The sequence below is a fragment of the Chitinophaga sp. S165 genome (assembly GCF_003182155.1).
In the GTDB taxonomy this organism is placed as follows: Bacteria; Bacteroidota; Bacteroidia; order Chitinophagales; family Chitinophagaceae; genus Chitinophaga.
Map to the genome: position 1 here is coordinate 111,119 of NZ_QGTG01000006.1, position 14,159 is coordinate 125,277.

The 14,159-nt window shown below is 44.8% G+C and carries 12 protein-coding genes; 9 read left to right on the forward strand and 3 right to left on the reverse strand.

Annotated features, from left to right (window positions below; translation table 11 throughout):
* Positions 1–2 precede the first annotated feature (2 nt).
* Together C7475_RS33315 and ligD are read right to left on the reverse strand one after the other, a co-directional pair.
* Positions 3–425 (reverse strand): DUF6496 domain-containing protein, encoded by a 423-nt coding sequence (locus C7475_RS33315; RefSeq protein ID WP_146217614.1) that lies wholly within the window; start codon positions 423–425, stop codon positions 3–5.
* 34 nt (positions 426–459) lie between these two features.
* Positions 460–2,466 (reverse strand): DNA ligase D, encoded by a 2,007-nt coding sequence (ligD, locus tag C7475_RS21760; protein ID WP_233259925.1) that lies wholly within the window; start codon positions 2,464–2,466, stop codon positions 460–462.
* 102 nt (positions 2,467–2,568) lie between these two features.
* Here ligD and C7475_RS21765 point away from each other — a divergent pair, with 102 nt between their 5' ends.
* From C7475_RS21765 to C7475_RS21800, 8 genes are all read left to right on the forward strand, one after another.
* Entirely contained in the window at positions 2,569–3,138 is a 570-nt protein-coding gene (locus C7475_RS21765) for a chemotaxis protein CheB (RefSeq protein ID WP_110055518.1), read from the forward strand.
* Between the two features lie 30 nt (positions 3,139–3,168).
* Complete coding sequence (locus C7475_RS21770; RefSeq protein WP_110055519.1) at positions 3,169–4,404, forward strand: FecR domain-containing protein; 1,236 nt, start codon at positions 3,169–3,171, stop codon at positions 4,402–4,404.
* Positions 4,405–4,620: 216 nt separating this feature from the next.
* Positions 4,621–5,196, forward strand: coding sequence for an RNA polymerase sigma factor (locus tag C7475_RS21775; RefSeq protein WP_110055520.1), 576 nt, complete (start codon positions 4,621–4,623; stop codon positions 5,194–5,196).
* Positions 5,184–6,491 carry an outer membrane beta-barrel protein gene (locus C7475_RS21780; protein ID WP_110055521.1) on the forward strand — a complete coding sequence of 436 codons (1,308 nt, stop codon included), beginning with the start codon at positions 5,184–5,186 and terminating at the stop codon, positions 6,489–6,491. The genes C7475_RS21775 and C7475_RS21780 overlap by 13 nt, the downstream gene beginning before the upstream one ends.
* Before the next feature lie 25 nt (positions 6,492–6,516).
* Positions 6,517–6,936 carry a hypothetical protein gene (locus C7475_RS21785; RefSeq protein WP_110055522.1) on the forward strand — a complete coding sequence of 140 codons (420 nt, stop codon included), beginning with the start codon at positions 6,517–6,519 and terminating at the stop codon, positions 6,934–6,936.
* Between the two features lie 12 nt (positions 6,937–6,948).
* Positions 6,949–7,347, forward strand: a complete 399-nt coding sequence (locus C7475_RS21790; RefSeq protein ID WP_110055523.1) for a cytochrome c — start codon at positions 6,949–6,951, stop codon at positions 7,345–7,347.
* 10 nt (positions 7,348–7,357) lie between these two features.
* Complete coding sequence (locus tag C7475_RS21795; RefSeq protein WP_110055524.1) at positions 7,358–7,903, forward strand: YceI family protein; 546 nt, start codon at positions 7,358–7,360, stop codon at positions 7,901–7,903.
* A gap of 6 nt (positions 7,904–7,909) precedes the next feature.
* Entirely contained in the window at positions 7,910–8,800 is an 891-nt protein-coding gene (locus C7475_RS21800; RefSeq protein WP_110055525.1) for a DUF5777 family beta-barrel protein, read from the forward strand.
* Between the two features lie 151 nt (positions 8,801–8,951).
* On the opposite strand, the gene C7475_RS21805 is transcribed toward C7475_RS21800, so the two are convergent.
* Positions 8,952–9,383 carry a DUF2147 domain-containing protein gene (locus C7475_RS21805; protein ID WP_233259926.1) on the reverse strand — a complete coding sequence of 144 codons (432 nt, stop codon included), beginning with the start codon at positions 9,381–9,383 and terminating at the stop codon, positions 8,952–8,954.
* A gap of 302 nt (positions 9,384–9,685) precedes the next feature.
* Between C7475_RS21805 and C7475_RS21810 the strand changes: the two genes are divergently transcribed.
* Positions 9,686–14,155 carry a gliding motility-associated C-terminal domain-containing protein gene (locus C7475_RS21810; protein WP_110055527.1) on the forward strand — a complete coding sequence of 1,490 codons (4,470 nt, stop codon included), beginning with the start codon at positions 9,686–9,688 and terminating at the stop codon, positions 14,153–14,155.
* Positions 14,156–14,159 lie beyond the last annotated feature (4 nt).

Consider the following 14,159-nt stretch of genomic DNA (forward strand, 5'->3'; position numbering starts at 1 on the left):
CATCAAGATCTAGAAGCCGCCTTCTTTTTAGGCGTAGCACGTTTTTTCGCAGCAGCTTTCTTCTTTGGAGCAGCCTTTCTAGCGGCCGCCTTTTTCCTGGGAGCAGCTTTCTTAGCAGCAGCCTTCTTTCTTGGAGCCGCTTTCTTCGCAGCAGCTTTTTTCTTCGGAGCGGCCTTCTTCGCAGCAGCTTTCTTTTTAGGAGCAGCCTTTTTAGCAGCCGCTTTTTTCTTTGGAGCAGCTTTCTTTGCAGCTGCCTTCTTAGGTACTTTAGCGCCGGATTTCCTGGCTTCTGATAATCCTATTGCAATAGCCTGTTTAGGATTAGTGACCTTCTTTCCGCTTCTGCCGCTTTTCAGTTTTCCTTTCTTCATTTCATGCATATTCTCTTCCACTTTGTCCTGGCTTTTTTTTGAATACTTTGCCATAATGTAGAATTTAAAGGTTAATAAATAAATATCATCATTGCATTGTACGTAAGATCTTCTTCATATCAATTCCCTTGCCGAGTACAGGTTTGAATATATCGCCCATTTCATTGATGCGGGCAATAGCATTAGTGATATTGAAGTCTTTCATCTTTAGTCCCTTTTTTACTTCCTCCCAGTGTAAGGGCATGGACACCGTAGCACCTGGTTTTGGACGTAATGAGTAAGGGGCTGCCAGTGTGGCCTTAGGCCTGTTCTGTAAATAATCAACATAGATCTTGCCCTTTCTGTTGCGCGTCATGCGTTCTATACTGGTAAATGAAGGCAATGCCGCATGTACCTGTGTAGCGATCCATTTACCGAACAACTGGCATTCATCGTAAGTATATTTTGCGTTTAACGGTATGTAAATATGTATGCCGGTGGAACCGGATGTTTTGCAATATCCAGGGGTTTTGATACTGTCAAGTACTTCTTTGGTGACAATCGCTGTTTGTATTACCTGCTCAAAGGTATTCTTTTCTGTCGGATCCAGGTCAATAATACACCAGTCAGGGTGATCAGGTTTTTGAATCCTGCTGTTCCACGGGTTCATTTCAATAGCGCCCAGGTTAGCCATATACAACAAGCTTGCTTCGTCTGTCCCCACCATAAAGTTCTTGTCTTCGCCGTCGCTGGTATGATAAGGAAAGGTCTTGATCCAGTCGGGAGCCTTTCCCGTTACATCTTTCTGATAAAAACTTTTGCCTTTAATACCGTTGGGGAACCTGTTCAGCGACTGAGGACGGTCCTTCAGATAAGGAAGAATGTAGGGCGCTACCTGGTAATAGTAGTTCAGCATATCCCGCTTGGTATACTTCTCATCGGGCCAGTATACTTTATTCAGGTTAGCGAACTTTAATTCGTGTTTGTTGATGTTCCGTACCTGGGTATCTTCGGATGGATTAAGCAATGTTTTACGGTTACCGCCTATGACAGGTGTTAACATCTTCTGAGCAATAGCGGTACCTGTTTTCTTTGTTACTTTCTTAACAGGTAGCGGCGTTTCTTTTCCGACGTCTTTAGCAGCTTTATCTTCCCGCATGCCTTCGAAAGAGGGGTGACGCATTACGCCATCCGAAGTGATCTCAGCATAACTTACTTCGCATACCAGATCGGGCTTCAACCATGTAGCCACTGCTTTGGGAGGATTAGGGCGGAAACGTGAAGGCTTGTTGATATCAGGAACGGTTGCAAAAGGCGATTTTTTAATGATACGTGATTTGAATAACTGCATCATTTCCTTTTGCCGTGCAGTAGTAAAGCCTGTGCCTATCTTACCTGTGTATTGTAGCCTTCCATCCTCAAAAACACCTACCAGCAAAGAGCTGAAAGGTTTGGAAGAGTTTTCGTTCCTGGTAAAACCACCTATAACAACTTCATGTCTTTTGTTGATCTTGATCTTTAACCATTCGCTGCTTCGTGCGCCAGGATAGTAGAGGCTATCCTCTTTTTTAGCAATGATACCCTCCAGGCCCAACGTTGTTGCAGCAGCCAGGAACTCGGTAGGAGAGGTGTTGAAACTTGCGCTCTGCCGGATAATATCAGGTGCGGGGAACAGTTGTTCCAGTAATTCCCTGCGTTGTGTGAGGGGAAGTTGTGTAAGGTCATACCCATTCAGCCACAAAAGATCGAACACATAATAGATCAATTCACCATCGGCTTCACTTCTCCAATTCTGCAGATCACCGAAGCTGGAGCTCCCGCTTTCTTTGAGCACGACTATTTCCCCATCTACAACCGCGTGGATATTCCATGCCTTTAATGCGTTGAGCACAGGGTAAAATTTCTTATCGAATGATTTATTGTTACGGGAAATGAGGTGTATATCTTCCTTATTCAGTAAGGCTATGGCGCGATAGCCATCCCATTTTACTTCATACATCCAGCCGGATTCCGATACCGGTTTATCTACCAGTGTGGCCAGCATGGGCGATACCGTAGCGGGGAACTTAGCCCTTGTGCGCCCGGAAGACTTTGAAGATGGGGATTTTTTGCGCATATATGAATGAGATCAAAGACCTTACCAGTATGTCAACAGCAATCTCATGAGCATCTGTTTAGCCTAATATTTGAATGTTAGTTCATTAAAGAATTGAAGAACATGATGAGACCAGATTTCTACATTGCGGGACTGGGATGTTCCGCCGGATGCCTGGAGGTGTTAAAGGTATTCTTCTCTCATTTACCTAAGAAGACAGGCGTTGCATACATAATTGTGCAGCACTTATTGAGGAATTATACCAGTAAACTTGATATACTGTTGCAAACGTATACGCCATTGCCTATAGTGCGGGTAGCGGAAGATATGAGGGTAAACCCCGATCATATCTATCTGATCCCGGAAGGTAAATACATGGTGATTGAAGACGGTATACTGAGACTTATACCCCGCGGACCCGAGCAGATCATCAACTTTGCAGTGGACATATTTTTCAGGTCCCTGGCCGCATATGCGGGTCCAAAGGCGATAGGCATCATCCTTACAGGTATGGGCATGGATGGCCTGGAAGGAGCGAAGGCTATAGAGAAAGGTGGTGGTATTGTATTCGTACAGGAACCCGCGTCTGCAACATTCAAAGGGATGCCAGAGGCGACAATTACAGGGAATAGTCCGGATGGTGTGATGGCGCCTGAACAACTGGCGCAGACGATGGAGCGGTATGCAATATAATTCGTATATTCCTATTAAGATAGCCGGGATATGCTGGAGATTAATTACCACGGGAAAGAACTGTTACAAAGTATTGCCGATGGCAATGAAACCTCGTTTGCCCGATTCTTCAGGGCTACAGCTCCCCTCGTATATGCAGATATCGCTGTTATCCTGAAGGGAGATCCCCGGTGTATCAGTGCCGTATTACAGGAAACCTTTATTATCATCTGGTTGCATAGAGATAAACTGCCCCTTATAAAAGACCTGGATGCCTATCTGCGCTCGGTAGGGTTGCAGGAGTGTTATAATTATCTGCAGGACACAGCGCCTGATGAACCTTTTCCCACACCATTGTACGAAGAAGACCTTCCACCGGAAATGCGTCATTACAGGGCGTATCAGTCCATGATCCATGATACGATCGTAGCATTGCCCGAACAGCGCCGGCATATCTATGAACTGCACCGGCTGAAAGGAATGTCCCCCGTGCAGATAGCAACCGCCATGAAGCTGTCTGTAGATAATGTAACCTGTGCTATCAACGCGGTACATCAGTCGGTGAGGCAATGTCTGAAGGATGTGTCGCATAGTAGCGTCACCTCCAGGCATAATCAGTGGGTAGTGGAGAAAACGAAGCTGCTGGAAGACGATTCTCCGGTTGTTCCTGCATTTGACGAGCACTGGATGCCGGTAGTATCTAAAGCTACGGCTATAGATCGTCCTATTCCTGCAGACAGTACCCTGCCTATCAGGCGTATCTATTCACATCGCCTCAATTACCTGTACGCAGTAGCGGCACTGGTTTTTCTGATAGTGGGACCGGGTATCTACCTTATTGTGATGCGTTCTGAGAAATCAGCATCTTTCAGAAAGATCCCGGCAAACGGGCAGCGATCAAAAGATACGCTGCCCGATGGTACTTTGGTCTGGATAAATACAGACGGTACCATCAGGTACCCCGCCACTTACAGCGTGGCTGCCCGGGTAGTGGAGGTGGAAGGGGAGGCTAGCTTCCGGGTTATTAACAGCGTTAAACAGCCTTTTCATATCCGCGCTTATGCATTATATGCAGATGTAACGGGAAGCCATTTTAACATCAACGCGCATACCACGCCTTCACACCTGGTTATTACCGCCCTGGATAACAGTGTAAGGGTACAGATGGACGGAAAGAACCTCTCGCTTCGCCCCGGCCAGCAGGCCGATATAACTCCCGAAGGCGCCATCAATGTAACCACCGCCGATACTGCCGCCATTATCAGATGGAGAGGGCAGCCCGAATAAGTAATTTATTGGTAACCAGCATAGGAATATGTGTAATTTCGTGATGAATATTGCCCGGAGTGGAAATAATTTCTGCTTCCCAAGCTGTTGGCTCATAGTAGTTTATATAGCAATGGGATTCTTATCTGGAAATTATTTTATACTTCAGGCAACCTTTCTTTCAAGGTTCCGTATTTAGAAGGTATACAGGACACATGTGAGCCTTATTGAAAAGCATTGGAACAACTGACTACCATAATACAGGGGTGCATTAATAAACAGCCCAGATGCCAGAAGTTATTGTATGAGCAATACTATGGCTATGCTTTTAAGATCGTGTTCAGGTACATTTACCGGTATGAAAATGCCAAAGATGTTGTGAACGATGGCTTTGTGAAAGTATTTACCCGTTTTGACAAGTTCAGTTGCGAGGATACGGAGGACCAGGAGAAAATGCTGATGGGATGGATCAGGAAGATTATGGTCAATACGGCAATTGATGAATTGAGACGGAAGAATATGATACCGGAGATCGGAGGAATACCTGAAGAGGTATGGGAAGTGCCGGACTTGGGACAATCTGCAGAACAGCAGTTATATTACAAAGAATTGATCGTATTGATCAAAGAATTACCACCATCCTACCAGGTGGCTTTCAACATGTATGTAATTGATGGATTTTCACACCAGGAAATCGCGGATAAACTTAATATCAGCATTGGTACTTCAAAGTCTAATCTGGCAAAAGCGCGGGCCTATTTACAAAAAAAATTAAACACAGATATACCTGAAATAGATGTATGCAGCTCCTAGACGACGATATGGACGAACTTTTCCGTAATGCAGCCTCAGATTATCCCCTGAACACAGGCGGAGGAGACTGGGAAGCTATGCGGGACAGGTTGCAGCAGGCTGATAACAATCAGTCGGGAACAGCTACGGGCAAGCTGACGGATCGCTGGTGGTTTAAACCGGGGACCTTCTCGCTTATCACGGCCTTTCTTCTGATGACAGCTGTAAAGGACCTGTCTGACGGAGAACGTCTTCTTGCGGAAGATGTTGCCAATGGAGTTAAGGCAAACAAAGAAGTTACAAACGGAGGCCAGTTCATTAGGGGAAATGACGTTAAAGCCGATAGCCGTGATCATCAGGACGCGAATGAACATGTAGTACGACAGGAAGAGCTGAAGGTTACAAAGCAATATGCCGGCAACCGGCCAACGACGGGGGACAGTGAACAATCTACCATGAACAGGAAGACAGGGAATAGTACTGTACGCGCCAGCGTAACACAGGATGTTCCCATCAGCAGTTATCCTGCTGCCAGGCCGGGGATAACTGCTGTTTCTACCACCTCTTTAAGCATTGACGGCATCAGGGGAATTGAGAACAAAGACCCGTTTCCGGCAGTGAACATCATTCATAGAAATAACAGCATCAGACTCCCTGCCGCCGGTAATAATGTAACAGGGCCTGTCAAAAAGATCAAACAGGGACCAGGATACCTGAAAACAGGATTGTATTACGGCCTGATCGCAAGTCCGGACATCACTACCGTGAAATTCCAACGTGCTTCCAATGTGGGGTATAATGTAGGATTGCTGGCAGGTTACAGGTTCAATAAGAGACTGGCGGTGGAAACGGGTGTAATATATGAACGTAAGTATTACTATTCGGAAGGAAAGTATTTTAATAAGAAAAATACACCGTGGGACAACGACAATATGAAGATATTGGACGTAGACGGATGGTGTAATATGTATGAGATACCGCTGAATGTACGATATACTTTTGCCACAAGCTCAAAGAGCAGTTGGTATGTGAACGGAGGGATATCATCGTATATCATGAAGAAGCAAGGTTACAATTATAACTATGAATATTACGGAGCGCCAGGGAACCGGGATTGGGTATATAAACATACCACAAAAGACTGGTTCTCTAATGCACACGTGGGCGTCGGCTATGAACGTTCAGCAGGTGTATTGGGTATCCTCCGTGTAGAACCATATGTGAAAATACCAGTAAAGGGCATAGGAGTTGGAGAGCTGCCAGTTACGAGTGTGGGCATGAACATTGGCCTGACGCGACCCATACGCCTGAAATAAGAACAGCATTTAACAGAGTTATAACATGACGCGAAGAAAATTGATCATTCTCGCTGGGGCATTGCTTTGCCTGATAGCGGCGGGAACAGGATATTATATGTACAATAAACCACGGACTTCCGCATCGGAATCCCGCACGGATAAACATATCACTGCGCAAAAGCTGTATGAAGCGTTTTCCAGCAATGAACAGCAGGCCAATAACACCTACGTAAACAAGGTAATAGAAGTAAAGGGTACTGTAACAGACATACAGAAAACGGGAACATCAGTGTCTGTGCTGTTGTCGGGAGAGAATAGTATGGGAGGCGTGAATTGCAGTATTGTACCGGGAGAAGAGGGAACACTTCCGAAAATAGGAGAATCAGTGCTGATAAAGGGACTATGCACGGGACTGTTGATGGATGTAAGTATTGTTGACGCAACTATTATAAATAACAAGTAACAACTACAGATCATGAAAAAACTACTGTACCCTATGTTTGCAATTGCCATTGCATTCAGCACTATCATTGTCTCGTGTTCAAAGGATAATGAACAGGACATTGTAGACAATAATCCTCCTCCCGGCGGCGGTGGTAACAACTGTGATACTGCAAATATGCAATATACCAGGGACGTGTTACCTATCATTCAAGGCAATTGCTACAGCTGTCACGGTAACGGCAACGTAAGCGGTGGTGTATCATTAGGTAATTACACAGGTGTGAAAACACAGGCCGACAATGGAAATCTCCTGCATGTAATTAACCACGATGCCGGTTATCCTGCTATGCCACAGGGCGGTTCCAAATTATCTGATTGTAATATCAACAAGATCAGGTCCTGGATCAATCATGGTGCGTTGAACAATTAAACCGTTCGTTATGAGCATTAAAACCATATACTTTATTGTTCTGGCCAGCCTGTTCTATCTGCCTATGCAGGCTCAGACCTATATGACCAGGAATGGGAATGTCGGCTTTTATTCAAAGACTCCGCTGGAGGATATCAAAGCTGAAAATAGTCAGGCATTTGCAGCCGTAGATCTCACAAAGAAATCCGTAGCGTTTACATTGTTGCAGCGGAATTTCCTGTTTCCAAAACAGTTGATGCAGGAGCATTATAATGAGAACTATGTAGAAAGCGATAAGTTTCCCAAAGCGCAGTTCACAGGTACTTTCACCGGCGATGTGGCCGACAAGCCTGGCACCTATAAGGTGCAGGTAACCGGCCAGCTTACATTGCACGGTGTAACACAACCGATAAGCGTGCCTGCTGAAATTGAAGTGCAGGATAGTAAACTGACCGCGAAAGCTGCATTTGCAGTGAAACCATCTGACTATAATATCAAGATCCCGTCACTGGTAAAAGATAAGATTGCGTCACAAATTAATATACAAATAGTCGCGGTGTGTCTGCCGGCAAAATAGTTGAATATGCAAAAGATAGCCTGTTATATCATATTGTGTTTATTACTTGGAAATGTAGCTGCCATAGCGCAGGATACCAGTCTGCTGAATATGCTGAACGAATCAGAAAATGCTGCTGACAAACAGCACATTGTTACGGGAACGTTTAAGGCCACTCAGCTGATCAATACACCTACCGTAGAATCGCCCGCTAAACAAACCCTGCAATTCCTCATCATGCACCGCTTCGGTAAACTGAATGAAGGAGCCTATGAGTTGTTCGGACTGGACAACGCTTCTATCCGCTTTGGCCTGGATTATGGATTCACTGACAGGTTATCCGCAGGAGTAGGAAGAAGTTCTGTAGATAAAGCATTTGACGGAAATATCAAGTACAAAATATTAAGGCAAACCACAGGTGGTACACCTGTTTCACTTAGTCTCTATGAGCTTGTGACTCATTATACACAGCGGTATTCGGATAAATCATTTCTGAACTCACGTTTCCGTACCAGTTATACTTCTCAGTTACTTATAGCCAGGAAGTTTTCACGGAACCTGTCATTGCAACTGGCGCCATCATGGACGCATTATAACCTGGTAGGTACACCGGAAGATAATAATGACGTCTTTGCCATCAGTGCAGGTGGTAGAATGAAATTCACGAAGAGGATGAGTTTTACTGCAGAGTACAATTACCTTTTACCTGATCAGGTAGTGTCAACGAAAGTATATAATTCACTTTCCCTCGGAATAGACATCGAGACGGGTGGGCATGTATTTCAGCTGGTGTTTACCAATTCCAATGGTATGATCGGACCTTATTATCTGTCTAAAACTGATGGTAGCTGGGGTAAAGGAGATATTTTCTTTGGATTTAATATCTCAAGATCATTCAATTTTAATAAGCGACGCTAGGAAATAATTTAAAGAACAGTTTCTAAGAGAAGAACCATTATAGACAGATACATAACAAACCTATGCCAACAGGGTTTGACCGGCAGGTTGAGGAAAGTGGTTGTCAGAGATGCCGCTTTCCCCGGCCTGCCCGGTTTTTTTTTATACGCATTTAAGCCTTTGTCCATACAGTAGTACGGCCCAGGAAGGTAACCCCTATATAACCTTTGATCTGTAATATTGCGCCCTTGAACTTCATGACACAACTGTAAGTCTTTCCGCTTTTCGGATCGTAGATCTTACCGCCTTCCCACTCGCCATCATCGTAGGTGAAATTGGTCAGCAATACAAGGTCCTGTAGTTTACGCTGTTTTAATTTCGGGTCAGGGTTCTTTATGTCCGTTCTGGAACTGCCGTCCGGCTCATACATATTTTTGCCCCATACCAGTTTGCCAAAGTATTTGTTGCCGCTTTTATAGATCTCGATCTTACCGTCCTTTTCTTCGTTCAGCCATGTACCGAGTATCTTATCTCCCGCATTTTGCGCAAAAATGCTGCCTGTAGCAATAAGTAATGTAAAGAAGAGAAGAGTGAGCTTTTTCATCATTCAATATTTAAAATGGTTTAAGGGAAGCCGGTTATACCGGCATTGTTTATAATGTACAATATTTAGGCCGTTCGTTGTCTTCCTGTACCGTGTTTTAGCTTTTTTTTATGACGACCTTTTACTTTAGATAATTACAGAAAGTAGTATTACTCAATCAATTCGTATATACCGTATCGGTTACAATTATATTATTTTCCATTCATATTATATTTATATCATAAATATCTCTATATTAGAAACCGGATTGTGTATAGTTAGTGGGTGGCCACTTTTGGAATCCCCCTAGTTCCCAGTTACTTATGAATCGAATAGCCATTAGATTATTGATAATCTTGTCGCCGGTATTTTTTATTGTCTCATCAGCCAAAGCACAAAAGGGATATATCTACGTACACGTCAGCGCAGTAAACGAAGAATCATCACCTGATTTTCAATTCACTATGAGTGGAGGTCCAACAGCCGTTCCGGATTTTTTCCTGAATGATCAGCCTGTGGTACCAGATCGTACTTACGATATAGGTGCCAGTCATGGTGTAACCACCAGTGGTCTTGGTGATGGAGAGTTATGGGCATCACTGGAATTGTCAGGAGAAATTTATCATAGAATAGCAGGTAGCAGTCAATGGACGTCTACCGGATTGACAGGCACGTCTCTCGATGGAGCAGGGCCTGGGCAGTTCGTAAATGTAGATGCTAACGGAGATGCTTACTTCTTTGACGGAAGTATCCGCCAGCTTATTTATTCAGCAGCTGTACATGGTGGTTTGAAAGCGATTGATATTACCTGGGGCAATGGCCGTATTGCAATTGTAACAGATGATGGCAGTATCCGGAAGAACGACGGAGCATCTGCTCCTTATACGGATGCCTGGACCGCATTAATAACTGCGGCAGGTGCAGGCAGACTGGATATGTTGCCCTCTTCAGGCCAGATCGTTTATTATAGCAACGGAGGTACGGTTTTTGCATTGCCATTCACAGGTGGAACAGCTACTAATATTGGTGTTCCCGGTACCGTAGATGTTGCATTTGATGATGATGGAACTATTTATGCCAATGGTTATAAATGGGGAGGAGGAACTACGTGGATACCAGACATCACCCGTAATATTTCTTTTAATCATACTACTGCAAGCGCGGGCAATCAGGTGTGGAGTACATCAGCTACCATCAACAGTGCAGGAACAATTTATACACGCACACCTGCTCAAGGTATCTGGATAGATGATGAAAGGATTCTTCTTCCGTATAAAGGAAATTCTATTATGCTGCCTGTTGATGCAGGTACTTATACATTGTCGGCAGTCACACCGGGGGGATGGACCCTGGCGGGTATTACACTTTATGATCCTACCGCTAATTCAACGGCGAACATAAGCAGTGCGCTGACTACTGTAAATGTGGCGGCGGGAGAAGTTGTGCATGTTGTAATACGTGAAGCGCTGTTAATACCTATAGCAGTATCACAGGCATGCGGCGTTATCTCTACGGATGATTTTGGCACTTCGCCAGCTGCTCCTTTTGATGCAACATCTTACCACTACAACAATAACAACAATATCAGCGATGGTTATTATACTATCGCTGTAACGGATTATGCAGGTGTACTTACAGATCATACTACGGGAACCGGTAATATGATGCTCGTGAATGGTACATCACAGTCAGATGTTCTGTACAGGAAACGGCTTACAAACCTGCTGACCGGACAACCATACAAATTGAGTTTTTGGGTAGCTAATATAAACACGGCGGCTCCTGTAAAGCCTGACCTGCTTGCAGGACTGGCTGGTACAGATGGTGTGGTGATCTCTTCTTTCAGCACAGGTCCTGTTACAGCAGGTAGCTGGACGGCATATACGTTTACATTTATTGCACCCGGTAATACTGCCGATATCTTCCTGCAAAATAATGCGAATGGAAGCGACGGGAATGATCTCGCACTGGATGACATCGCGATCATTCCTATGGCGGGTGTATTACCTTCCAGTACGCTGACGCCTGCTACACCGGGTATATGCGAGGGTAACACCTGTATTATTGCGAATAGTACAAGTGGTGGTGTATGGACTACCAACAATCCCGTAGCAGCAACTGTAGATGCTGCCGGGAAAATAACAGCAGTGAGCGGAGGTTATGCTGATATTACTTATACCGTTACCGATGCCACAGGATGCCAGGCAACCGCTATCAACACGCTGACAGTATACGCAAAACCAACTGTCACAGCAACAGCAGGAAGTACCGGTATTTGTACCGGAGGTACGGTAACACTGTCGGCAGTGGCCGATAACACAGTAGCGCCTTACACTTATCAATGGTCATCATCTCCGGTTGGTGGTGCTATTGCTGATGAGAATCTGCAGAATACTACTGCAAGTCCTTCTGTTGCAGGTACCGGTTATACATATATCGTTACAGCTGTTGATGCACGCGGATGTACATCTTCAGCAGCTACAGACGTAGTAACTGTCAATCCGCCGCCGGTTGCCACTATCAGTTATCCGGCAGACTTCTGTGCGGCAGGTATTGCAACAGTAACGCAGACGGGTATAGCAGGCGGCGTATACACAGGCTCCACCGGATTGATCATTGACGCTGTTACAGGAACAATAGATCTGCAGGCTAGTACAGCAGGTATGCATACCGTGGCCTATACGTTCAGCGACGGACAGTGTAACAGTACAACAACTGCTAATATCAACATTCATAGTTTGCCTGTTATGGCAGGTATTACCGGCCCCCTTGCCGTTTGTGAAGGCGAGCAGATCGTGTTAGCAAGTACAACTCCTGCCGGCGTGTGGAGCAGTGATAATAATGCCTTTGCTACTATAGATGCTACCGGTACAGTAACCGGAGTATCCGCAGGAAATGTATTGATTGCTTATACTGTTACAGATAGCTATGGTTGCGCAAACAGCATTGACGCTACTGTAACCGTGAATGCGCGGCCTGCTGCTGCTATCGCTTATACAAGGGCTGTATACTGTTTTACAGGCACTACTGATGTGATACAGACCGGCATTACCGGTGGTACTTATACTACAGGTACAGGATTGGTGATCGATCCGGTAACAGGACGCCTTGACCTCGGCGCCAGTGTACCAGGCGTGTATACCATTACCTATACATTTACAAACGGTACCTGTGCTAATATTACGACAACAACAGTAACAGTAGAAGGTAAGCCTTTTGTAGCGCCTATTACGGGAAATAATATGGTGTGTATCGATAATACCGGCACAACACTGAGCAGCCTGACAGGCGGCGGTGTATGGAGCAGCAGTGACGCTGGTATATTGCAGATAGATGCCACAGGACGTGCAAGGGGAATACAACCAGGTACCGCCGTGATCACTTATGAAGTGACAACTCCCAGTGGCTGTAGCAACACCACTAACTTCACAATGGTTGTGCCGCCATTACCAACATTCAGTACTTCAACTACACCTGCAACCTGTAGCAACAACAGTGATGGCAGTATCACAGTACAGCCGCCAGGCGCCGGTTATCAATATGCTTTGGATGGAGGCGCCTGGACAACAGTGAATACGTTCGCTAACCTGCAACCAGGCGATTACAATGTTCAGGTGATGAATGATAAGAATTGTGTCTCTGCTCCTGAGGCTATTACTGTGCCAGGACCCAGCCCTATTGGTCTGATCGTATCGCGGAAAGATATTACCTGTCATGGAGAAAGTACCGGTTCCTTATCCTTAACAGCATTAGGAGGTACGGCGCCTTACCGGGTAACATGGAGTACCGGTTCAACAAACAACAAGATCATAAATCTACCAGCTGGTGAGTATAGCGTAACAGTAACTGATCAACATGGATGCTCATCGTCTCTCAGTGTAACACTCAAAGAATTGTTCCCTGTATTTGTTGTCAATGATCCTATAAAGAAGGAAGGAGGTTTGCTCACTATTACAGGAGAAGCAATGCCTCGCGCTGATATACTGGTCACTTATCCTGATGGCAGCATTACCACTACACATACAGACAGCAGAGGCAATTTCAGCACGCTATCGCCGGATGTAGTAAGTACAGGAACGATCATGATCACCGTAACAGATCCGAACACAAAAGGTACCTGTACCAGATACATTAACTACAATAAAAATACTGTTGCTGATCTGTCTATCATTAAAACTATCACTATCGAAGACGCACCGACAATAGGAGATGAAGCGACGTTCACTATCACTGTAAACAATAAAGGGCTGGACCATGCATCGCAGGTTATTGTAACAGATGATATTTCCAATATGCTGGAAGACATTGTTAACATTACAACTACCGATGGTAATACTACATTCAACTCACGCACACGGCAGGTAATATGGAATATCGATACCGTGTATGTAAACAAACCCGTACAGTTATCATTCACTACACGTATCACCAAAGGAGGATTATTGGAGAATACAGCTGTTGTATCCGGACGGGAAACTGATCCTGATCAGAGTAACAACACGGCCTCTATCAAACCGGTAGAGATCTCTCCTGATCTCTATATTCCTAATGTGGTTACTGCCAATGGTGATGGAAAGAATGATTATTTCATAGTAAGAGGAATAGAACAGTATCCTGGTTCGGTGCTGGAAATATATAATCGCTGGGGCAACATGGTATACCATTCCGCCAACTATGATAATAAGTGGGGAGGCACTGGTCTCTCCGCCGGGATCTATTATTATGTACTGAAGATTAATATGTCCCGTACAGTAAAAGTATACAAAGGATACATTGAACTGATCCAAAAATAACGTT

What these genes read in the sequence shown, in the direction of transcription:
- C7475_RS21765 (WP_110055518.1), top strand. Translation starts at nt 2,569, where the DNA reads ATGATGAGACCAGATTTCTACATTGCGGGACTGGGATGTTCCGCCGGA.
- C7475_RS21810 (WP_110055527.1), top strand. Translation starts at nt 9,686, where the DNA reads ATGAATCGAATAGCCATTAGATTATTGATAATCTTGTCGCCGGTATTT.
- C7475_RS21785 (WP_110055522.1), top strand. Translation starts at nt 6,517, where the DNA reads ATGACGCGAAGAAAATTGATCATTCTCGCTGGGGCATTGCTTTGCCTG.
- C7475_RS21805 (WP_233259926.1), bottom strand. Translation starts at nt 9,383, where the DNA reads ATGAAAAAGCTCACTCTTCTCTTCTTTACATTACTTATTGCTACAGGC.
- C7475_RS21795 (WP_110055524.1), top strand. Translation starts at nt 7,358, where the DNA reads ATGAGCATTAAAACCATATACTTTATTGTTCTGGCCAGCCTGTTCTAT.
- C7475_RS33315 (WP_146217614.1), bottom strand. Translation starts at nt 425, where the DNA reads ATGGCAAAGTATTCAAAAAAAAGCCAGGACAAAGTGGAAGAGAATATG.
- ligD (WP_233259925.1), bottom strand. Translation starts at nt 2,466, where the DNA reads ATGCGCAAAAAATCCCCATCTTCAAAGTCTTCCGGGCGCACAAGGGCT.
- C7475_RS21770 (WP_110055519.1), top strand. Translation starts at nt 3,169, where the DNA reads ATGCTGGAGATTAATTACCACGGGAAAGAACTGTTACAAAGTATTGCC.
- C7475_RS21780 (WP_110055521.1), top strand. Translation starts at nt 5,184, where the DNA reads ATGCAGCTCCTAGACGACGATATGGACGAACTTTTCCGTAATGCAGCC.
- C7475_RS21790 (WP_110055523.1), top strand. Translation starts at nt 6,949, where the DNA reads ATGAAAAAACTACTGTACCCTATGTTTGCAATTGCCATTGCATTCAGC.
- C7475_RS21800 (WP_110055525.1), top strand. Translation starts at nt 7,910, where the DNA reads ATGCAAAAGATAGCCTGTTATATCATATTGTGTTTATTACTTGGAAAT.